The organism is Pseudomonas sp. C6002, from assembly GCF_013385805.1.
Classification (GTDB): Bacteria; Pseudomonadota; Gammaproteobacteria; order Pseudomonadales; family Pseudomonadaceae; genus Aquipseudomonas.
The window spans coordinates 67,457-89,393 of record NZ_JACAPH010000021.1 but is presented as its reverse complement, the minus strand read 5'-3'; the positions used below and the strand labels follow the sequence as shown (position 1 = coordinate 89,393).

Below are 21,937 nucleotides of genomic sequence, written 5' to 3'. Positions count from 1 at the left end.
AAAGTCTCAAGGAATCCCTATGGCGCTGACAGCAAAACAGCAGCGCTTCGTTGATGAGTACTTGATAGACCTGAATGCCACGCAAGCGGCTATCCGCGCTGGTTACAGCAAGAAGACGGCGCGGCAGATAGCGGATCAGAACTTGTCAAAACTTGACATCAAGGCGGCGCTCGAAAGGCGCATGCAGTCAAGGTCGGCCCGCACCGAGATCACCCAAGACATGGTTCTTCGTGAGTTGGCCAAGATCGGCTTTAGTGACATCCGTAAGGTGGTTCGCTGGGGCGAGACTCAAGTCCGCATGGTTGACGTCGAAGACGATGGGCCGGAGGACATGGTGCCTTACCACGGCTTGGCACTGATCGACTCCACTGAGGTGGACGATTCAACAGCGGCAGCTATTGCCGAGGTCTCTCAAGGTCGTGACGGGCTGAAGGTCAAGTTACACGACAAGAAGGGCGCCTTGGTCGATATAGGTCGTCACCTCGGTATGTTTACTGCGCCAGGTCACGCTGAGCTCGACGCTGAGTTGAAACGCCTTGAAGTCGAGAAGCGCCGCGCAGAGCTGAAACTGATAGAGAAGGGCGGAGGTAACTCAAACGCCCAACTGCTGGCTGATCTAATCGCGAGGCTGCCGTCATGATGGCCAACACCGGTAACCTGATGCTGGATCGTCAGCTATCACGCTGGTACCCGCTCAAGGATCACGCTGTACAGCTCGCATTGGTTGCGGCTGTGTCGGAAGGCATACGCTTTCCCCTGGTGCCTGCTGGTCGCCGGAGTGGAAAAACCGAACGGTTCAAGCGCTTCCTCGTTAAGCAGGCCTCGGCCTACAACGGGATGTACTTCGCTGCGGCACCAACGCACGCCCAGGCTAAGAAGATCTTCTGGGATGACCTGAAGGCCTTTACTCTGAGTTGCATGCATAGCCGTCGGCCTTCTGAGTCGGACCTGATCATCTACCTGGACAACGGTAGCGAGATTCACGTCATCGGCCTGGACAAGCCGCAGCGGATTGAGGGTATCCCCTGGACCGGCGGTGGCATCGACGAATTCGCCGACATCAAGCCGGACGCCTGGGAGGCCAACATTCTCCCGGCGCTGAACACCGTCAACCCAACCATGCCGGATTACCGGGCCTGGTGCTGGCTGCTCGGGGTGCCGGACGGCCTGAACCACTACTACGACCTGTGCATGCAGGCGGAGTCGGGCAATGACCCGAACTTCCGGGTGTTCCATTGGAAATCGGCCGAGATTCTGCCGGCTGACGTAATGGACGCAATGAAGCGGGCCATGTCGGCCAAGCAGTTCAAGCAGGAATTTGAAGCATCGTTCGAAACGGCGTCTGGCCGGATCTACGAGGACTACAGCAAGGCGAACATCACCGATGCAGCCATTGAGCCGCATGAGCAACTGATGTGGATGCACGACCAAAACTTTACCCCTCTGTCATCAGCGATCGGTGTCCGGCGCAATGAAGGCAAAGACCTCTATCTGCTGGATGAGATCGTGCTGATCAGCGCCGTTTCGAAGCAGTCAGCTGCAGAGTTCGTAGACAAGTTCAAGGATCACAAGAACAAACACGTCCTGATCTACGGCGACCCGGCGGGCAAGGCGGGCGAGAAGCACGGCCACGCATCCGACTACACCGACATCGAGGGCGTGCTGAAGGCCAATGGCTGGACGTACACGCGCAAGGTCAAGCCGGCGCACCCGTCCATCAAGGACCGGCAGAACGCCGTACGGGCGAAGATCCTGACCGCCTCAGGCGAAACAAGCCTGTTCATCAACCCAGTTACCGCGCCCTGGTGCCACAAGGGCTTGAGCACGGTTCAGCTTCAGGCCGGTTCAACGTTTCAGGAAGACCAGAAAAACGACTACCAGCACATCACCACGGCGATCGGCTATTGCATCGACGTTGAGTGGCCGTGCATCAAACGCACAGGCGGAACACGCCGAATTGGAGGCTTGGCCTGATGCCAGTGCAATCGACAAACCCCGACTACGACGCGCACATCGCTGAGTGGGAGATGATGGACGACGCGCTCGAGGGTGAGTGCGCCGTAAAGCGCAACGAGCGCAACTTGCCAAAGCCAAGCGGCATGGTCGAAGCTGAAAAGATCGACGGCGCCGGCAACAAGTATCTGTACGAGAACTACACGAACCGGGCTCAGTACGAGCATTGGGTGCGCGACTCGCTGCGGTCGATGATGGGCCTGGTCTCGCGGCTTATCCCGGAGATTGAGCTACCCGCCGGGCTGAAGGGGCTGGAGGACAACGCCACAGCCGACGGCTTCGGCCTGAAGCAGTTGTTCTTCCGCCTAGTGCGCCAGGCCATTTCCCATGGCCGGGTGCCCCTGGTGGTGAACATCGATGATAGCGGCGAGCCTTACTTCTCGACCTACGCAACGCGCAACGCGATCAACTGGGACACCGCTGATCAAGGCGGCCGGCAGGACCTGGTGCTTTCTGTGTTCCGCGAGTTCCGCAAGAAGGGCGGCGATCGCTACAGCCATGACTGCATCACGGTTTTCCGTGAGTTCTTCATGCAGGGCGAGGTCTGCTACACGGCCGTGCGCAACGAGGCTGGCGAGCTGATCGACGACGAACGCCCGCTGGGCACCACCGGTACCGACAACCGTCTCGTCAAAGGCCTGGCCTATTTGCCCGTCATCTACTGCGGCTCGACTGACAATTCACCGGACGTAGACGAGGTGCCACTGCTCACCATGGCGCGGGCCGCGTTGAAATCCTACCAGATCAGCGCTGACTATTTCAGCTCTCTGCATCAGACCAGTCATCCGCAGCCGTGGGTGTCGGGCTTGGATGAGGCGGTGGAGTTGAGCGTAACCGGCCCATCCGCTGCCTGGGATCTTGGGCCGAACGGAAAGGCTGAATACCTTGAATTCAAGGGCACCGGCATTGAAGCCAACCGCAAAGCCATGGATGACCAGAAGAACGCGGCGCTTGAGGCCGGTGCCAAGGTCATGGATGTAGCCGGCACAGAGTCGGGTGAGGCGCGCAAGACGCGTCAGAACGACCAGCACGCCACACTGCACAGCATCGTCATCACGGTGGCCGAGGCGGTGGAGCAGGGCCTGCGATACGCCGCCGAGTGGAAGGGCTATGACCCTAAGCAGGTCAAGTTCAAGGTGAACCCTGAGTTCGTGACCCCGGTGGTCGACGCCCAGGTGCTCGCCGAACTTCTCAAGTGCGTGATGGCTGGAACTGTCAGCGCCGACACCTACTGGCAGTACCTCACCACTGGCAAGTTGCCGGACCGCCCATATGACGAAGAGGCCGACCTGATCAGCGATGAGCGCGAGTCGGCCGGCATCAACCTGGACAACGACGATGCCAACGACAAGCCTGGCGCAGGCGGACAGCCAACTGCTGGAGCAGACGACCCGCCACTCGGTAATGCTGGAGCGGCTTAAGGCCGGCGAGGTCAAGAAGTTCGAGAAGTACTTGCGCCAGATCGACAAGCTGGTGCGGGAGCAACTCACCCGCAAGGAGCTGACCACCTACAGCCGGGACCGCCTTGAGCAGTTCCTGGCCCGGGTGGACGGCAAGCTGCTGGAGATCTACAAGGCCTACGGCGACCTGGTGCAGGCCGATCTGGTCGATATCGCGCTGTACGAGTCGAGCTTTGAGGCCAAAAGCCTGAGCAATGCACTGTCCATCGACGCGGTGGTGCCGACCAACACGGTCATCCGTGCGGCGGTGTTCTCCTATCCGCTTCAGGTAAAGGGCATCGACGGCGGCAAGCTGCTGAAGAGCTTCGTCAGCGGCTGGACGCGGACCGAGACGATGCGCGTCACGAACACCATCCGGCTCGGCTTCGGCCAGGGCCAGACCAACGCCCAGATCATCCAGGCGATTCGCGGCACCGCGGCGCAGAACTTCACGGACGGCGTCCTGGCGGTGAGCAACCGCAATGCTGCCGCCGTGGTGCAGACGGCAATCCAGCACGTAGCCACCACGGCACGAATGGAGACGCTGAAGGCCAACAGTGACGTGGTGCTGGGCTATCGCTGGGTGTCGACGCTCGACCGCAAGACCTCGCAGCAGTGCAAGGGACTGGATGGGATGCGCTTCGACCTGGGCAAAGGTCCGTTGCCGCCGGCGCACATCAACTGCCGGTCAACCACGGTGCCGACCACTAGGCTTTCGGAGATGTTCGCCAAGGACGCCACGCGCGCCTCGGTGGGAGATAACGGCGGGGCCCAGGTCGACGCAGGCCTGAATTATTACCAGTGGCTGGCAACGCAACCGGCGAGCTTCCAGGATCATGCTCTTGGGCCGGTCCGGGGTAAGTTGTTCCGTGATGGTGGCCTGACGCCGGAGAAGTTCGCCAAGCTGCAACTCGACAAGTCGTTCAAGCCGCTGACCTTGGCGCAGTTGAAGGAAGCCGAACCTGACATGTTCACCCGAGCAGGCGTTACACTCGGCGCTCAACCAGGTTGAGACAACGCATGCAGATCATCGTTGAGGACGGGAAGGGCAGGCCAGACGCAAATAGCTTCGTGCCCCTGGAGAAGCTGACCTTCTACCGCGACTACTACGGGTTCCGTATACCTGAAGCTGAGGCTGACCAGGTCGAACTGCTGCTGCGCGCTGCGGCCGACATCAACGTTCGCCAGTGGAAAGGGCGCAAGGCCAAGCCTGAACAGGCAATGGCCTGGCCTCGGCGTGACTGCAAGATCGAATACCAGACGCTGTCCGAGACGTTCGTGCCCTTTGAGCTGGAATGGGGCCAGGTACGGCTAGCGGTCGAGCTATACGCTGTCGACCAGGGCTTCCATATCGAGGAGCCAACGCATTGCACTGAGCCCAATGGCCGGCGCACGCGGCTCAACCGCGATACGCCAGGCTTTCGCATGCGGCCGCCGCCATACGCACCGAGCAGGACGCAATTCGCCGATTACCTGGTCATGCGCGGGCTCTCGATAGTCCGATAAAACACAGAATTCAAACCAAACCGCCCAATGGGCGGTTTTTTATTGCCTGCAAAGCGGGCCGACCAAACCCAAGGGGTGCACCAAGTGGCAGACGAAAATCAGATTGATCTTGAAGACCCGGCAGTTCAGACCGCCATTGCTGCAGCTGTTGAGGCTGCAACCCTGGGCCTCAAGAACAAAAACACCGAGCTGCTTGGCTCGCTCCGGACCACCAAAACCGAGCTGGACGGCTTCAAAACCCAGTTCGAAGGCCTGGACATCGCAGCCGTGAAGGGGTTGCTGACCAAGGTTGGACAGGATGAAGAGACCAAGCTGATTGCCGAGGGCAAGCTGGACGAGGTCATCACCCGCCGTACCGAGCGCCTTCGCACCGACTACGACACCAAGCTGGCCGCCGAGAAAGCCCGAGCCGACAAGGCCGAGCAATTCGCTGCCAAGTACAGCGACAAGGTGCTGGCCGATTCCATCCGCGCTGCTGCCATCAAGGCCGGCGCGCTCCCTGAGGCTGCTGAGGACATCATCCTGCGCGCCCGGGGCACTTTCAAACTCAGTGAAGACGGTGAGGCGATTGCCACCGACCGTGACGGCGAGGTCGTTTACGGGAAGGACGGGAAGACCCCGCTGTCGCCGCTCGAATGGGCGGAATCTCTGCGTGAAACAGCAACACACCTGTGGCCAAGGGCTCAGGGTGCCGGGCAGACCGGCGACAACGGTGGCAAGGCCACGAAAAAGTGGGGTGAGTACACGGAAACCGAGCGCGCTGCGATCGCCCGTGACAACCCTGAGCTCTTCAAGAAAATCCAGGCCACCAAAGGAACCTAATCCATGGCAACTACCCAACTGACCGACATCTTCGTCGGCGACTACTACGCCTCTCTGGCACCGGTTAACAGCCCGGAAAAGACCGCTGTGTACGAGTCGGGCATTGTGACTCGCTCGCCAGTGCTGGATGCGATCGCTTCCGGCAGCCAGGGCACCGCCGAGATCAGCTACTGGCAGGATCTCAATGCTGATGAAGCCCCGAATATCAGCAATGATGACCCGAACGACCAGGGCGAAGTCGGCAAGGTCACCCAGGACAGCATGCGTGCCCGCGTCTTGTACCTCAACAAAGGTTACGGCGTCACCGACCTGACTGCTGAGCTGGCGAACACTGAACCTCAGCAGCAGATCCGCAACCGCTTCGGTACCTACTGGACTCGCCAGTGGCAGCGTTACACCCTGGGCGCGGCTCGCGGCATCATCGCCTCGAACATCGCGAACAACGGCGGTGACATGGTCATCGACGCTGGCGCGACCATCAGTGCGAACGCCTTCCAGGATGCCGCGTTTACCGCCGGCGACGCAGCCGACCAGTTCGGCGCGATCGGCGTGCACTCGGTGGTGATGAATCAGATGGTCAAGCAGGACCTCATCGAGTACCTGCGTGACTCCGACGGCAAGATCATCCTGGCCACCTACCTCGGCAAGCCAGTCTTCATGGACGACGCGCTGGTTTACGGTGCGGGCAAGTACCTGTCCGTGTTCTTCGGCCAAGGCGCTTTCGGTTACGGCGAGGGCACGCCGAAGGTGCCGGTAGAGCTGGAGCGTAAGCCGGGTGGCGGTAACGGTGGTGGTGCCGAAGTGTTGTGGGAGCGGAAGACTTACATCCTCCAGCCCGCCGGCTTCAGCTGGAAGGGCTCCGAGGCTCAGAACCTTAGCCCGACCGCGACTCAGTACGCCGCCGCTGCGAACTGGCAGCGTGTGTTCAGCCGCAAGCAGGTCCCGTTCGCCGCTGTGATCAGCGGTACCACCACGCCGTAATCCGGCCCACACAGCCTGGCGCCCTTATGGCGCCTGGATGCTTTTGAGGTGACTCATGAAAGTGATCTACACGGACAAGCCGGGCAAAGAGCGCGGCGTGTGCTACCGCCTGCTGAGCGAATTCTTCGGTGTAATCGGTTCCGCCACTGAGGTGGTCGTCGATGGCGTTGCGCCGGATATCTTCGATGCTTACCAGGCCGCCGGCATCGAGGTTTCCGACGGCAAGGAGCAGGAAGCACCTGAAACCGACCCTCTCAAAATGAAGGTCCCCGAGCTGAAAGAGTGGCTGACCGCGAAGGGCATTACCTTCGACGCGACCGCCAAGAAAGAAGACCTGCAGGCCCTGGTGCCAGCGGAATAAGGACAAGCACATGACCGACTTCATCACCGTTGCCGATGTTGATGCCTCGCTGGGTCCTGACTGGGCCGGCACCGGTGATCCGGTCCTTGCTGTGGCCATGGCCAACGCCTGGCTCACGGCCAAGATTAAGCGGGCGGTTCCCGATCCGGTCCCGGCCGAGATCAAAACAGCCGGCGCCCAGGTCGCCAAAGAGGCGGCGGCGGGCAAGCTGTACACGGCAACGCAGAAGGAAGTGCAGAGCAAGACGGTCTCGGCACAGTCCGGCACATCGGTAAGCAAGACCTATGTGGCAGGCTCTGCCGATCAGTCGGCCGGTGTCAACTTCGCCTTGGCGCTGCTGGAGCCTTGGATCAAGCGCTCCGGCGTGATGATGCTGAAAAGGATCTGATCATGGGTATGCGCGAAGAAATTCAGGCCGATCTGGCCGAGGCGTTCGACGATCCCGATGGCCTGGCCGATGCAGTCAAGCCGGTGACAGGCGTGCGCAAGGTCGCTGGCGAGTATGACCCCGATCTGGGCGGCGAAACGCCGGAGACCACGGTGACGTACACAGGGCGCGGTGTTCTGGGTAGCTACTTGTCCAAAGAAATCGACGGCTCCCTCATCCAGACCAGCGACAAGAAGCTGCTGGTGCTGCAAAACGAGCTTTTCGTGTCGGAGGCCGGCGTTCCGACGGCGGCACCGTTCGCCCCGGCTATTGGCGATATCGTCAACGGGTTGCGGGTGATGAACGTGTCTGCGGACCCTGCTGAAGCGACGTGGACGGCGCAACTGAGGAAATGATATGGCGACCCAATCCGGCAGCTTCGCTCTGAGCCTTGCCGAGTTCGCCGCCCAGACGGGTGAAGCCATCGATGCCAGCGTGCGCGAAATCATCATCGAGGTCGGAAGCAGCCTGATCCGCATGTCTCCCGTGGGTAACCCGGAGATCTGGGCGCAGAACGCAGTGGCCACCCAGTACAACAAGGCCGTCGACGATCACAACAGCGCGCTGCGTAGTGACCCGGCCAACCTCACGAAGGGCGGCAGGCTCAAGAAGGGCCTCAAGCTCAACGACGGCATGGACATCAAGGCGCCTGAAGGCTACGTCGGCGGCCGGTTCCGTGCGAACTGGCACATATCGCTCGGCGTGGTCGAGAACGTAACCTTTGACGAGGTAGACCCGAGCGGCGCCGAAACCACTGCCGCGCTGGTGGCCGCGATGAGCGATTTCACCGCCGGCCAGATGGCCTACATCATCAATAACTTGCCCTACGCGATCCCGCTGGAGTTCGGCCATTCGACCCAGGCGCCCGGAGGGATGGTCCGGGTAACCGTGGCTCGCTTCCAGCAGATCGTGCTGGAGGCCATTAGGAACAACCAGGTATGAGTCACGCAATCATCGCTTCGATCTACGAAGCAAAGCTCATCGCCTGGAACGCTACCAGGTCGGAGAAGCTTAAGATCGTTTTCGAGAACACGGCCTACACGCCAGCGGCGGGCGAGACCTACCTGCGAGCCTTCACTATCCCGGGCGACACCGTGAGCAACACACTCGGCGGTGATCACCGGCTGTTCACCGGCGTTTTCCAAGTGAGCATCATCGCACCGGCGGGCACGGGTAAGACCAAGACGAACCCTATAGCAGCTGAACTGACAATTCTGTTCCCACTATACGGAAGGGACACGAAGGGCTCGGTCACAGTGGTGACCATGTCCCCGGTCGACCCAGGACCCGGCATCACCGGCGATTCCACCTACACCGTCCCGGTCTCGTTCTTGTACCGAGCCGACACCAACTGATCCCGCCCATTGGGCAACCCCACGAACCCGCCTTTGAGCGGGTTTTTCATATCTGCAAAGAGGAAATACCCATGGGCTACAAAATTCCAGACGGCGGCACCTTCCAGCACGGCGCCACCTATGGCCCGGACATCCCGTTTTCGGCACTGAGCAACGCGGCTGAGGCCGTGGCCACTGTGACTGGCGGCACACTGTCGGCTGGCGACATCGTGATCGTCACATCCGGCTGGACTCGCCTGGGCAACCGGGTTGTACGCGTGAAGGCGGCCACTGCCACCGCCATCACCCTCGAAGGCATCGATACCACCGACGTGCAGGTCTACCCGGCCGGCTCCGGCATCGGTTCGCTGAAGAAGGTGCTGACCTGGGTGCAGATTCCGCAGGTAACCGATCTTGCGTTCTCCGGCGGCGATCAAAACTATCTTCCTATCGCGTTCCTCGAGGATAAACAGGGCCGAGAACTTCCAACCGATAAGGCAGCTGCTCGGCTTACGCTGACTATTGCCGATGATCCGGTTCAGCCTTTCAACGCAATCCTGCGCGCCGCCGATGCCAGTCAGACCATTCAGGCCGCGCGCCTGAACCTGCCAGGCAACGACACGCTGTACTACGGCGCTTTCACCTCGTTCTCCAATCAGCCGACTGTGTCCCGCAGCAACTTGCTGACCCGCACCGTCAACCTGGCGCTGCAGGGCGAACCGACCCGTTACCTGACAGCGGTGGCGTAACCCATGGCAAAGATCAGAATCGCCCAAAACCCGACTTTCAAGGCCTTCGTGTCGATCCCTATCGTTGGGGGGGAGCCCGAGAAAATCGAGTTCACCTTTAAGTATCGGGATCGCCCGGGGCTTGCCGCGCTGTTTGATGAGTGGAACCTGAAGCGCGATGAAGCTCGGACCTCCCTGGGTGAAAGCCCAACGCTTTCCGAAATCGTTGCTGCTGACACTGAGCAGCAGTCGCAGCAGATCAAGGACCTGGTAGTCGGCTGGGGCTTTGACGACAAGTTCGACGACAAGAGCATTCGGGCGCTGGTGACGTCCTGCCAGGGCGCTGCTGAAGCGGTTGTGAGTGCCTACCAGAGCGCATTCAATCAGGCCCGCCTGGGAAACTGACCGACGCCGCCCGTGCACTCTACGCGCCGGCGGCACCGGCTGAACTGATGGGCCTGTTCGGGCTCACCCCGAGTGACCTCGAAGAGGTAACCGAGGTCTGGCCCTGCAACTGGCCGGCGTTCTACCTGTTCAACAGGATGTCGACTCAGTGGCGGGCGGGCGCCGGCGGCGCGATCGGTCTCGACTACACCTGCATCCGCGACGTGGCCGGCTTCCTCGGCATCAAAAAAAAGAAACTCGCTGAAATCTTCCCTGACCTTCAGGTGCTGGAAGGCGAAGCCCTGCGCGTTATGGCGGAGGAAAGGGAAAACAGCCCGTAACCACGGGCACTTATTCAAGGTGAGTCGATGAACATTGCAGAACTCGGCGTCAAGATCGACTCGGCCGATGCAATCCAGGCGAAAACGAGTCTGGATGAAATGGCGAAGGCCGGCGGCCGGGCCGAGCAATCCGCCGTTTCGCTGATGAACGAAATGCAGGCGCTGGAGAAATCGCTTTCCACCAGCGCCAAGACCACACAGGACCTGGCAAAGCAGCGTGACGCGCTGGCGAAGCTGACCAAGACCGGTGCCTATGGCGAGGCCGAGGCCGCGAAGATCTCGGCGCAGCTCGATAAGCAGCAAATCGCCCTGGCCAAGTCTGCGATGGATGAGCAGAAAGCGCTGAACAGCCTGCTGGGGGCGATTGACCCGGCCCGCGGCGCGCTGGCCAAGCTGGACACGCAGGTCGAGCAATTGGGCAAACACCTGGACGCCGGCCGCATCAGCCAGGACCAGTACAACACTGCCCTGAGCAAGATCGACAAGGACTACGCCAAGCTCGAAAAGACCACCACCGGTTTCGACAAGCTACGGCTCGGCACCCGCCAGGCGCAGGAGAACGTCGTGCAGTTGGGCAATGCTCTTTCCTCGGGCGACTGGGGGAGTGGTGTACGTGCGGTTGCGCAACTGGGCGCTGGGGCTGGAGCAGGCGCCGCTGGGCTGCTTGCCATTCTGGGGCCGCTGGCCCTGGCCACCGCGGCTGTGGGCGGCCTGGCGGTTGCCTACTACAAGGGCAGCGAAGAGCAGGACAAATACAACAAGTCGCTGATCCTCACCGGCAACTACGCGGGAGTAAGCGCTGGCCAACTGGGAGATATGGCGCGCCAGGTGAGCGCAACGGTCGGTACCACCGGTCAGGCCGCCGCCGTGCTGGCGCTGCTGGCTGACAACGGCAAGATCGCCGGGGACAGCTTCACCGGCATCACCCAGGCTGCCGTGTCGATGCAGGAAGCCACCGGCAAGGCCGTGAGCGAGACGGTCGCCGAATTCTCCAAGCTTGCAGACGACCCGGTAAAGGCCTCTGCTGCGCTGAACGAGCAGTACCACTATCTGACTGCCTCGGTTTACTCGCAGATTGCCGCACTGGAGCAGCAGGGCGATCACGCCGGCGCTGTGAAGCTGGCTACCGATTCGTACGCCGATGCAATCAACGAGCGCACCCCCAAGATTCTGGAAAACCTGAGCTTCTGGGAGCGGGCGTATAACGCAGTTGCCAAGGCGGCAGATGGACTGAAAAACGCCGGACGTCGGGACATTAATTCGGACATTGAGGACGCGAAGGCCGGATTGCTCGAAGCCCAGAATATGGATGGGTTGTTTCAAAATCAAAAGTCAAAGGATGCCCTGATCGAGTTCCGGCAGAACCGCCTGAACATGCTTGAGGACGAAAAGGCTGCCCAGGCCGATATCGCCAAGTGGGAAGGCGAGCAGGCGAAGGCGCAGGGCGATGCCGTTTCGTCGATGGCCAAGATCGATGCCCTGACCAAGTCGTCGTGGACGAACGAGCAAAAGCGCACTGAGGCGATCAAGGAATATAGGCGGCAACTCGACGATATCCGCAAGGTTGACCCGAAGGACTCGCGGCTCGATCAGTCGGCGATCGACAAGAATATTTCCAATATCAACGATAAGTTCAAGGACCCGAAAACAGCCGGCACTCAGGTTGACCTGACGGGCTTCAATGATGCCAAGAACAACCTTGCAGCGATCGTTGATGAGTACAAAAACACCCAGAAGCGACTGGACGCCGCGGAGAAGGCCGGGCTCATTTCTCAGGCCGATTACGCGCTGAAGCGTGAAGCCCTGATCGGCAACCAGCGCGACGAGGTGACCGCAGCCTATGAGGCCGAGATTGCCGCGCTGGAGGCCGTCAAAGGCAAGAAGGCGACAACGGCCGCGCAAAGCATCCAGCTGGACCAGAAGATCGCTGACGCGCGCGCAGGGATGGTCAAGGCGCAGAAGGAGGCCGACAGCCAACTTGAGGTGTTGGCCACCAACGAGACCGAGCGTCTGGCCAAGCAGGAGCGGTCAATCACCACCTACGTGCAGGCCCTGGCTCAGCAGCAACGAGCCTTGGAGCTTGCCGGCCAACGTGCAGTACTCGGCGTTGGCCAGGGGGACCGCCAGAACGCACTCAACGGCGAACTGAACAGCCAGCAAGACCGGTTTGCTCAGCAGTCGCTGGAGTTGGCCAACCAGAAGTCTGACCCGTCGCGAAACATGTCGGAGGAGGAGTTCAAGCGCAAGTCCCAGGCACTCGCAGACGCGAATAAGGCTGCCACTGACCAGATCCGGCAGAACTACGCGGATGTGGAGGCCGCTCAGGGCGATTGGACGAAGGGCGCGACATCGGCCTGGGACAACTATCTGGATTCGGCGAAGAACATTGCCGGCCAGACCAAAAGCCTGTTCGGCAATGCCTTCAGCAGCATGGAGGACGCGGTCGTCAACTTCGCCATGACCGGCAAGGCATCGTTTTCGGACTTCGCCAAGTCGGTCCTTGCGGACATGGCGCGGATTGCCACCCGGCAAGCGAGCTCGGCATTGCTGAGCAGCTTGGTGGGCGCAACGGCCAGCTACTTCGGTGGCGGCGGTGGTTCTGGCGGGGCAAGTCAGGCCGGCTACACCGGCACCGACCTGTCCAACTTCACCCCGGGCAGCATTCAGGCCAAGGGCGGCGCCTGGTCGGGCGGTGTGCAGATGTTCGCCGACGGCGGCGCCTTCACCAACTCAATCGTCAGCAAGCCCACGGCGTTCGGCATGGCCAACGGCAAAACCGGGGTCATGGGCGAGGCTGGCGAAGAGGCAATCATGCCGCTCACTCGCACAGCCAACGGAAAGCTGGGTGTTTCTGCGGTCGGAGGCGGCGGTGGCGGGGTAAACCTCAGCCTCAGTATGCCGATCATCCTGACGGACCAGGAGGCCGGCCGCCCAGACGGGGCCGAGTTCGACGCAGAAATGTTCCAGCGCAACATGGAGACGCGCACCCGGCAAATCGCAACAGAAGAGATCGCCAAGTCTTGGCGCCAAGGCGGCGTGAGCAGCCGAAACGTAAAAGGATGATTTATGGCAATCGAGCGATTCACCTGGGCCACTGAAAAGGGCGTCGAGGGTGATATCAAGCAGCGCGTACGCACCAAGCAGTTTGCCGACGGCTACGCGCAGTCGACCGAGGACGGGATCAATAACAAATCCCAGTCTTGGCCGGTCGCGTTCACCGGCATGAAGGGCCGGATCAAGGACATCATGGACTTCATCGACCGGCACAAGGGTGCAAAGGGCTTCCTCTGGCAGCCGCCCCTGGGAGATCTGGGCCTCTACAAGTGCAACGGCTACAAGCCAGTGCATCGCGGCGGCCAGGTCTACGCCATCACCGCGACCTTCGAACAAACCTTTCACCCCTGAGATAATTACCCATGGCACTGATCACGGACATCCAGAAACTGGAGCCCGGCGCCGAAATTCGCCTGTTCGAAATTGACGGGACTGAATACGGCGCGGATTACCTGCGCTTCCACGGTCACGCGATTCCGCACACGCCCGCGGAGCTGCTGGCCTATGAGCACTCGGAGGAGGACCTGCCGGCCAAGTCAATTTGGTGGCAGGGCGCTGAGTACGCGGCATGGCCAGTGCAGATTGAGGGTATCGGGTCCAATAGCGACGGCACGACCACCAGGCCGACGTTCGCCGCCGGCAACATCAATGGGCGCGTCACTGCGCTGTGCCTGGCCTTCGAGGACATGCTGAAGTTCAAGCTGACTGTTCGCGAGACCCTGGCCCAGTACCTGGACGCGGCCAACTTTCCCGAAGGCAACCCAACGGCAGATCAGACACAGGAAGGGCTGGAGATCTGGTACATCGACCAGAAAACCAGCGAGGACGGCGAGGCTGTGGTCTGGGAGCTGTCGTCCCCGGGCGAGATCGATAACCACGGCCTGCCCGGGCGCCAGATGACCACGTTCTGCCACTGGGCCATGACCAATGGTTACCGAGGGCCGGACTGCGGATACACCGGCGCGTCCATGTTTGACGATGAGGACAATCCCACGGATGACCCGGCCAAGGACCAGTGCAAGGGTTGCTTGTCGTCCTGCAAGTTGCGCTTCGGCGAGAACAACGAACTTTCCTTCGGCGGATTCCCCGCCGTGTCCCTCATTGCCAGGAGCTGACCATGCGCAAGCACATCATTGCGGCGATCAAGGCGCATGCGGCAGCGGAGTATCCGAAAGAGTGCTGCGGGCTGCTGCTGGCTGTAGGGCGGGCGCAGAAGTACTTCCCATGCCGGAACATCGCCACGGAGCCGAACGAAGAGTTTCGGCTTGATCCCGAGGACTACGCTGCGGCGGAAGACCTGGGCGAAGTGATTGGCATTGTCCACTCCCACCCGGATGCCACCAGTCGGCCGTCACCGCATGACCTGGCGATGTGCGAGGCCACGGCCTTGCCCTGGCATATTCTGTCGTGGCCCGAGGGCGACTTGCGCACTATCACCCCGACCGGCAGCACGCCGTTGCTCAGGCGTCCGTTTGTACACGGCGCCTGGGACTGCTGGCAGGTTTGCGCTGATTGGTATCGGCGTGAGTGGGGCCTTGAGTTTGAGGCCTTCCAGCGCGCCGATGCCTGGTGGGAGAGTGCCGAGAACGCCAGCTTGTACGAACAGCACTACGAGGCCGCCGGCTTCGTACGCGTTGACCGGCCGCTGCGCGGGGATCTGATTGTCATGCACGTCGGGCGAACGGTTCACCCGAACCACGCCGGGATTTTCCTGGGCGCCGACCCGACGTTACCAGAGGAAGAGTCGGGCACCTTCGGCCCCGGACCATTCTTGCTGCACCACCTGTACGGCAGGCCGTCCGAGATCATCGTTTTTGGGGGGCCGTGGCATGACAGAACGCGCCTGATCCTGAGGCACAAAGACGCAAAACAACCAAAATGACGCAGCAAGGGGAGCCTGAACAATGGAAATCGAACATGGAAATCGAGCTTGCTCAATCAGGGCAGAGCTCCCCCAAGAAATCACCAAACTCTTGGGTCGATCAAATCATGCTGCCCCAGCTCAAATTGACCGAGCGCTTATCGTACGTGAAAGCTCCGCAAGGGCGGAATTATTCGACGTAGAGACGGTAGATATTGGCTTGGAAGTCCATAACTAGCCGTCCTGTTTTAATGACTAAGACACCAATAATTAGACTTTCGCCCTTGCTGCTCTCGTCAACGAGGCTTGACGAAAATACGTCTGTCTCGTATTGGTTGCCTGTCTCAGGAAAAAATATGTGAGCTACATGCTGAGTGGACTCAGTCCATCCTCCGGCATTTCGTATTCGGGCAATTCCGATCTGAGGGCAGCCGGCTTCGGCAATAAGTTTAGGGGTTGCATAATTGTGGTCGGCGCCCGTGTCGACCAGGGCGTACGTCACCTTGAAGCCTGTGATCGTTCTGGGGCCAGTCCCGTGCTCTGGATCGTATCTTAAAGCTGCAACCACCACTGGCCTCCCAGGTGGTAGGTCGTAGGCTTCTCCATCTTTTCGCAAGAACCTGATTTGTACGAATTTAGCCCCATCCGGTATGGTGTAAGCGCTCAAATGACTCTCCTGATTTTCGTTGATATCGCCCTGGTCCTTGGTCTGTTTGGCGCTGCAGGCCGGGCGCCGCTTTGCTGGCGCAACGCTACTGTATCTACCGTCAACTCTGCTACTGGCTTTCCATCCAGCTAGGATGGGCGCAGATCGGGGCCAAGCCTTGTAAGTTTCAGGTATGTTTTAACGATTTCCACTGGGTAGGGACGCATAATGGAGCTAGGTACGGTTTCCTTAGTTGATGCAGTGACATTGCTTATTGCATTGGTGAGCTTGCTGGTGGCCGTACGTGCACTGGGAAGAACAAAATCCAATGAGGTTTTCTCATTGCGCCAGAGTCTTGTAATCAAGTCTGAGCAGGCACGTTCAGAGTGGCACAAGCTGAGTCGAGAAAATGAATCAGTTATTAAACAAGTTGAAGCGCGCTTTTCGGCGGCCTTACCAGAGGTCGGCGTGATGTTGGAGTTTCTTCTCGGACAGCGACAGCATCTTGAGATGTGTCTCCGCGACGCGGCAGCATTGGCGGAAGACATCCATAGAAACGTCGACAATTTTAGCGAAAAGAAGTGTCGGCTCTATCTGCGAAGCATTGATCCAAGTTTGGAAATGCTCTCTCGCAACCGCGGCGTAGTGCAGGGCCGAATGGAGGAGTTGATGGCGCGCTTGGATTCGAGCTCTGGGCAATTGCAGCAGCCTTAGTGTTTGAGGTCAGCGGAAGGGGGCTCTACCCGGACTGGTTCAGATATCGGCTTTTTGCATCTTGCTCCCTCAGTGCTACAGTCCCGCCAAACCAAAGAGGGAACGACATGCGGATTTTGATAGCGGCGGTAGCGGTGGCGGTGCTGGCGGGGTGTGGGACTACCCCCATTCCATCGAGCCAGGCTGATCGAGTTCCAGCAGCGAGACTTAAAGCCTTTCAGGACCCGAAGGCTGGATCTGCCGTCATGGTAGTAACCCGTGATAAGGGTGTGTTTGCAGGCGGCGGATGCTACACGGCAATTTTGATCGATGGGAAGGTTGCCGCGAGGCTTGGTACGGGAGAGACAGCAACTTTCTACCTGACCGAGGGACGCCATATCTACGGTCTGTCTGGTGACGCCGAGGGTGGTGGGTTGTGCGCTGCTCAAATTGGCCAAGCGGTTAGAGAATCAGCCGGAGAGTTTAAGGGCGGTGAGACGCAGAAGTTCAGGGTGTCGGGAGATAGCAGCGCTTGGTTGGAGTTACGCCCCACATCGTTATAAATATTGAAAATTTGACCGCCTATGGGCGGTTTTTTTTCGTCTGGAGATTTTGATGACTTCATTGACAACAATTCGGCTTGGCGGACCTCTTCGCCAGTTTGGAAAGGAATACAGACTTTCGGTTCGCACTCCGGCGGAGGCGGTAAAAGCATTGTGTGTGCAAATCCCAGGCCTTGAACGATTCATCAGTTCGGCCAGCCAGCGAGGCTTGGAGTTTGCGGTATTTCGAGGATCAAAAAATATTCAGGAGGATGAGCTTGGGTTTGGTGGTAACGGGGATATTCGAATTGTTCCAGTAATCACTGGGAGCAAGCGGGCTGGCTTACTGCAAACAATCGTAGGTGCAGTGCTCATTGCAGCAGGCTATCTGCTTTCGCCATTTACTGGTGGTGCAAGCATGGCAGTCGTCCCAGCGGGTATCGCCCTTGTCGCTGGCGGCGTCATCCAGATGCTCAGCCCACAGGCTGGGGGGCTCAAGACCAGCGCTGCGCCCGAGAACACACCCGGCTACGCCTTCGGTAGCGCCAAGAACACCACCGCATCAGGCAACCCTGTTCCGCTTTGCTACGGCAAGCGACGGGTAGGAGGCGCGATCATCAGCGCCGCTATCTACGCCGAAGACCAGATGTAGCCAACACCTGAAGCACCACCGCCGCCCATGAGGCGGTTTTTTATTGCCTGGAGAAAAGCATGGGCGCAGCACGCAAGATTGATATCCACGGCGCCAAGGGCGGCGAAGAGAAACCAAAAACGCCAACTGAAGCCCCGGACAGTCTCCGTTCCGTCGCCATCGCCAAGATGCTGATCGCCATCGGGGAGGGTGAGTTCGAAGGCACGCCAACCGCCAAGGACATCTATCTCGACAACACCCCTCTGCAAGACCCTCAGGGCAACATGAACTTCCCGAACGTTAAGTGGGAATGGCGCACCGGTGCGGTGGACCAGACCTATATCCAGGGCATCCCGTCGATCGAGAACGAAACTACCATCAGTACCGAACTGCGTAGTGGTACTCCTTGGGTTCGTGCAATCAACAACGTACAGCTTTCGGCAGTGAGGGTTCGCTTCGCGTGGCCAGCGCTCCAGTCTGTGGACGCCGGCGGCAACATCAACGGGTACCGGATTGAGTACAAGGTTGAACTGGCAACCGACGGCGGCGCTTACCAGCAGGTGCTGAGCGAGGCTGTCGACGGTAAGACCACCAGCGTGTACGAGCGAACCCGCCGAATCGATTTGCCAAAGGCTACTTCTGGCTGGCTGATGCGTATCACGCGACTGACGATCAACCAGAACAACAACAAAATCTCCGACACGATGCAGATCGCCGGCTTCACTGAGGTGATCGACGCCAAGTTGCGGTACCCGAACACCGCGCTGCTCTACATTGAATTTTCCGCCGAGCAGTTCCGGAGCATTCCGGCGGTGACCGTCGAGACCAAGCTCAAGAAAATGCAGGTACCGAGCAATTACGACCCGGTGTCGCGTTCATATACCGGGATCTGGGACGGCACCTTCAAGCAGGCTTGGACTGATAACGCGGTTTGGATGACCTACGACATCACCACGGCCGATCGCTTCGGCCTAGGCCGCCGCATCAAACCGTGGATGGTCGATAAGTGGGAGCTCTACCGAATTTCCCAGTACGCGGATCAACTCGTGCCAGACGGTAAGGGCGGCATGGAGCCCCGCTTCATCTGCAACCTGAACCTGCAAAGCAAGGCAGACGCCTGGTCGCTGCTGCGCGACATCTCTGCGATTTACCGGGGCATGACTTACTGGGCTCAGGGCCAGGTGTTCACCCTGTCGGATATGCCGCGTGCTACCGACTACGACTTCGCTTATACCGGTGCGAACGTCATCACTGAGGGGCGTCAGCCATTCACCTATTCGAGCGCATCGGAGCGCACCCGCTACAGCCGGGCTCTCGTCAGCTACGACAACCCGGCGAACAACTACGACACTGACGTCACTGCGGTGACCGATCAGAAGCTGCAGCGGCGCTACGGCGACAACCCGCTGGAGATCAGCGCGATCGGTTGCACGCGTGAGTCGGAGGCGCAGCGCCGCGGCAAGTGGGCGTTGCTCACCAACTCCAAGGACCGGGCGGTAACGTTTCGTGTCGGCCTGGACGGACGTATCCCTCTGCCTGGCTACGTCGTTCCGATCGCTGACGAACTGCTGGCCGGTCGGCCCGTGGGCGGGCGCATCTCAGCCGTAAATGGCAAAGTCATCACCCTGGACCGCGACACCCAGGCCAAGCCCGGTGACCGGCTGATCCTCAACCTGCCCGACGGCAAGTGCGAGGGGCGCACCGTGCAACTGGTCAGCGGCCGCCAGGTCACGGTCACCACGGCGTACTCCGTGCCGCCTGAGCGCGAACTGGTGTGGGCGCTCGACGCTGACGACCTGGCCATCCCACTGTACCGGGTGACCAGCGTTTCCCGGCCAGAGCCTGGCGTGTTCGAAATCTCGGCTGTGCAGTACGACCCGAGCAAGTTTGCGCACATCGACACCGGCGCCCGGCTGGAAGAACGGCCGATCAGCGTCATCCCGATCACCGTAGTTCCAGCACCGGCCAGCGTCACGCTGACGTCGAGCTACGCCGTGAATCAGGGCATTGCCATCAGCACCATGAACATCTCGTGGCCTGCGGTGAGCGGTGCGGTCGCCTATGACGTGGAGTGGCGCAAGGAAAGCGGCAACTGGATCAAGGTGCAGCGGACAGGTTCGACCAGTGTTGACGTCACCGGAATCTACTCGGGCGCCTATTTGGCCCGGGTCCGCTCGGTGAGCGCCTTCGAGATATCGTCGATCTGGAAAAGCTCCAACCTGACCAACCTGAAAGGGAAGGTCGGCCTGCCGCCGGCAGTGTCGTCCCTGACCACCACCAGCGAACTGTTCGGCATCGGCATCAAGTTGGGCTTCCCACCAGGCGCCGAGGATACCCAGCGCACCGAGTTGTGGTATGGCCCTGCAAACAATCTTGGAGCCGCTACCAAGCTGGCCGACCTGGCGTATCCGCAGGCCGACTACCGCATGCAATCACTGTTGGCGGGCGCTCGGTTCTTCTTCTGGGCGCGCCTGGTGGACCGGACCGGAAACATTGGGCCGTTCTATCCGGTGGTGAACGGTGTGATTGGCCAGGCCAGTTCGCAGGCCGGCCCTATCCTGGACTTGATTGCCGGCCAGATTGGTAAAACCGAACTGGCTCAGGAGTTGGTCAAGGAGATCGAGTTGATCTCCGGCGACGGTCCGGGGTCTGTGAACGATCGCTTGGAGCAGGCCAAGCAGGAACTGGAAGACCTGATCGATCAGATCACGGACGCTCTGGTCTACGTTCCGACCAAAACCTATGCCGCCGGCGACGTAGTGCGGCAGGGCCAGCATCTGTACCAAGCCATCGCGCCGGTACCGAAAAACACTAAGCCTCCCAATGCCCAGTACTGGTTCGATATCGGCACCATTGCCGAGACAACCCAGGCCATGGCGCTGCAGATCCAGCAGAACAAGGCGTCCATCGACACCGTGGACGGCAAGGTCACGGCACAGGCCTCCGCCCTGCAATCGCTCCAGGCGAGCTGGAGGGAGGACAGCGGGGAGGGCGACCTGGCGGACGCCCTGAAAGGCTGGGATGCCACCGCCAAGTTCGCTGAGCAGGTCAAGGTTCAGGCCTCGGACAACCGAGCGCTGGTTGAGCGCACCACGTCGCTGGATGCGGCGGTAGGGCAGAACAGGGCCGGGCTTACCTCGCTCGAGCAGGTGGTGGCCACTGAAACCCTTGCTTCGGCGACACGACTGGATCAGTTGAAAAGCAGTGTCGACGGCAACACCGCTGCGATTGGCAGCGAGGCAGCGACAAGGGCTGATGCCGATAGTGCTCTTGGGATTCGCATCGATCAGGTGGGGGTCACCGTCGGCAATAACGGCGCAGCGATCAGCCAGGAGGCAACCGCCCGGGCGAATGCGGACACCGCGCTCGGCCAAAGAATCGATACGACACAGGCGAAGGTTGCAGAGAACTCGGCAGCCGTTCAAACGGTCACCGATTCCTTGGCCGACACCAACAAGGCCGTCGCCTCACAGTCCACCACGCTTCAAGCTGTTGTTGGCGGCGGGCGGGACGGTACCGACGAGGGAGACCTTGCCAGCGCTATCAGCGAGGTGAAGAACAAGGCCGCGATCCAAGTCACGGCCAGGGCCCAGGCTGACACCGCCGGCAAGCTGTCTACGATTTGGTCCGTCAAAATGCAGGTCAATGCCAACGGTCAGTATGTCGCCGCCGGGATCGGCCTGGGTATCGAGCAGGGCGCTGATGGTTTGTTGCAAAGCCAGTTCCTGGTGAGTGCTGATCGGTTTGCCGTAGTGAACACAATCGATGGTGGTGCTTTCACCACGCCGTTTGTAGTTCAGGGCGGTCAGGTGTTCATGAGCTCCGCCATGATTCAGGACGGGACGATCACCAACGCCAAGATCGGCAACTACATCCAGTCGAACAATTACCAGGCAGGTATTACCGGCTGGAAGTTGTTCTTCGACGGGACATTTGAAATCAACAGCCCGCTCGGCGGCCAGGCACGCCAGGTAATCAACAACGCCGGTGGCAAGGTGTTCGATGAGAACGGTGTGAAGCGATACCAGTGGGGGGATCTTTCAGCATGAGCCATGGGGCGAGAGTTTGGGGGCCTACGGGCCTCCTTGAATTGGATGAGACCTCTTTCACCGTGCGCGTTATCTATTCAGCCCTAGTAACCCGGCCTGCCGGCACGCTGTATAGCGACATAGCG

General features: G+C 60.1%; 22 protein-coding genes. All 22 read left to right on the top strand.

The genetic code is table 11. The features are described from left to right. Nucleotides 1-19: 19 nt before the first annotated feature. The 22 genes from HX817_RS14220 to HX817_RS14115 all read left to right on the top strand — a co-directional run bounded on the left by HX817_RS14220 (nucleotide 20) and on the right by HX817_RS14115 (nucleotide 21,812). Complete coding sequence (locus HX817_RS14220) at nucleotides 20-640, top strand: terminase small subunit (RefSeq protein ID WP_177040429.1); 621 nt, start codon at nucleotides 20-22, stop codon at nucleotides 638-640. Next, nucleotides 637-1,974, top strand: coding sequence for a terminase large subunit domain-containing protein (locus tag HX817_RS14215; RefSeq protein WP_177040428.1), 1,338 nt, complete (start codon nucleotides 637-639; stop codon nucleotides 1,972-1,974). The genes HX817_RS14220 and HX817_RS14215 overlap by 4 nt, the downstream gene beginning before the upstream one ends. A 107-nt stretch (nucleotides 1,975-2,081) precedes the next feature. Then, entirely contained in the window at nucleotides 2,082-3,434 is a 1,353-nt protein-coding gene (locus tag HX817_RS14210; RefSeq protein ID WP_256348743.1) for a DUF4055 domain-containing protein, read from the top strand. Continuing rightward, complete coding sequence (locus HX817_RS14205; RefSeq protein WP_177040426.1) at nucleotides 3,352-4,464, top strand: minor capsid protein; 1,113 nt, start codon at nucleotides 3,352-3,354, stop codon at nucleotides 4,462-4,464. Before HX817_RS14210 ends, HX817_RS14205 begins: the two co-directional genes overlap by 83 nt. An 8-nt stretch (nucleotides 4,465-4,472) precedes the next feature. Then, a complete protein-coding gene (locus HX817_RS14200) occupies nucleotides 4,473-4,958 on the top strand; it encodes a DnaT-like ssDNA-binding protein (RefSeq protein ID WP_177040425.1) in 486 nt (161 codons plus the stop codon). Nucleotides 4,959-5,042: 84 nt separating this feature from the next. Beyond that, a complete protein-coding gene (locus HX817_RS14195; RefSeq protein ID WP_177040424.1) occupies nucleotides 5,043-5,780 on the top strand; it encodes a hypothetical protein in 738 nt (245 codons plus the stop codon). Nucleotides 5,781-5,783: 3 nt separating this feature from the next. After that, nucleotides 5,784-6,761, top strand: a complete 978-nt coding sequence (locus HX817_RS14190; RefSeq protein WP_003218352.1) for a major capsid protein — start codon at nucleotides 5,784-5,786, stop codon at nucleotides 6,759-6,761. Between the two features lie 55 nt (nucleotides 6,762-6,816). Then, complete coding sequence (locus tag HX817_RS14185) at nucleotides 6,817-7,122, top strand: HeH/LEM domain-containing protein (protein ID WP_177040423.1); 306 nt, start codon at nucleotides 6,817-6,819, stop codon at nucleotides 7,120-7,122. 10 nt (nucleotides 7,123-7,132) lie between these two features. After that, nucleotides 7,133-7,510, top strand: a complete 378-nt coding sequence (locus HX817_RS14180; protein WP_177040422.1) for a hypothetical protein — start codon at nucleotides 7,133-7,135, stop codon at nucleotides 7,508-7,510. A gap of 2 nt (nucleotides 7,511-7,512) precedes the next feature. Further along, on the top strand, nucleotides 7,513-7,905 hold the full coding sequence (locus HX817_RS14175) for a hypothetical protein (RefSeq protein WP_177040421.1): 393 nt from the start codon (nucleotides 7,513-7,515) through the stop codon (nucleotides 7,903-7,905). A gap of 1 nt (nucleotide 7,906) precedes the next feature. Next, nucleotides 7,907-8,491: a hypothetical protein gene (locus HX817_RS14170; RefSeq protein ID WP_177040420.1), complete on the top strand. Its 585-nt coding sequence runs from the start codon at nucleotides 7,907-7,909 to the stop codon at nucleotides 8,489-8,491. After that, nucleotides 8,488-8,904, top strand: coding sequence for a phage tail terminator-like protein (locus HX817_RS14165; RefSeq protein ID WP_177040419.1), 417 nt, complete (start codon nucleotides 8,488-8,490; stop codon nucleotides 8,902-8,904). The genes HX817_RS14170 and HX817_RS14165 overlap by 4 nt, the downstream gene beginning before the upstream one ends. 71 nt (nucleotides 8,905-8,975) lie before the next feature. After that, nucleotides 8,976-9,632, top strand: a complete 657-nt coding sequence (locus HX817_RS14160; protein ID WP_177040418.1) for a phage tail protein — start codon at nucleotides 8,976-8,978, stop codon at nucleotides 9,630-9,632. Between the two features lie 3 nt (nucleotides 9,633-9,635). Continuing rightward, on the top strand, nucleotides 9,636-10,016 hold the full coding sequence (locus HX817_RS14155; protein ID WP_177040417.1) for a phage tail assembly chaperone: 381 nt from the start codon (nucleotides 9,636-9,638) through the stop codon (nucleotides 10,014-10,016). Nucleotides 10,017-10,063: 47 nt separating this feature from the next. After that, nucleotides 10,064-10,336 carry a DUF1799 domain-containing protein gene (locus HX817_RS14150; RefSeq protein WP_177040416.1) on the top strand — a complete coding sequence of 91 codons (273 nt, stop codon included), beginning with the start codon at nucleotides 10,064-10,066 and terminating at the stop codon, nucleotides 10,334-10,336. A 27-nt stretch (nucleotides 10,337-10,363) separates the two neighbouring features. Next, nucleotides 10,364-13,399, top strand: coding sequence for a phage tail tape measure protein (locus HX817_RS14145; RefSeq protein WP_177040415.1), 3,036 nt, complete (start codon nucleotides 10,364-10,366; stop codon nucleotides 13,397-13,399). 3 nt (nucleotides 13,400-13,402) lie between these two features. Further along, nucleotides 13,403-13,741 (top strand): phage tail protein, encoded by a 339-nt coding sequence (locus HX817_RS14140; RefSeq protein WP_177040414.1) that lies wholly within the window; start codon nucleotides 13,403-13,405, stop codon nucleotides 13,739-13,741. A gap of 11 nt (nucleotides 13,742-13,752) precedes the next feature. After that, nucleotides 13,753-14,505 (top strand): phage minor tail protein L, encoded by a 753-nt coding sequence (locus tag HX817_RS14135; protein ID WP_177040413.1) that lies wholly within the window; start codon nucleotides 13,753-13,755, stop codon nucleotides 14,503-14,505. Between the two features lie 2 nt (nucleotides 14,506-14,507). Beyond that, nucleotides 14,508-15,272: a C40 family peptidase gene (locus HX817_RS14130; RefSeq protein ID WP_177040412.1), complete on the top strand. Its 765-nt coding sequence runs from the start codon at nucleotides 14,508-14,510 to the stop codon at nucleotides 15,270-15,272. Nucleotides 15,273-16,125: 853 nt separating this feature from the next. Further along, nucleotides 16,126-16,611: a hypothetical protein gene (locus HX817_RS14125; RefSeq protein WP_177040411.1), complete on the top strand. Its 486-nt coding sequence runs from the start codon at nucleotides 16,126-16,128 to the stop codon at nucleotides 16,609-16,611. A 594-nt stretch (nucleotides 16,612-17,205) separates the two neighbouring features. Continuing rightward, nucleotides 17,206-17,784, top strand: a complete 579-nt coding sequence (locus tag HX817_RS14120) for a tail assembly protein (RefSeq protein ID WP_087694023.1) — start codon at nucleotides 17,206-17,208, stop codon at nucleotides 17,782-17,784. Nucleotides 17,785-17,843: 59 nt separating this feature from the next. Then, nucleotides 17,844-21,812 carry a phage tail protein gene (locus HX817_RS14115; protein ID WP_177040410.1) on the top strand — a complete coding sequence of 1,323 codons (3,969 nt, stop codon included), beginning with the start codon at nucleotides 17,844-17,846 and terminating at the stop codon, nucleotides 21,810-21,812. The last annotated feature ends 125 nt before the right edge of the window (nucleotides 21,813-21,937 follow it).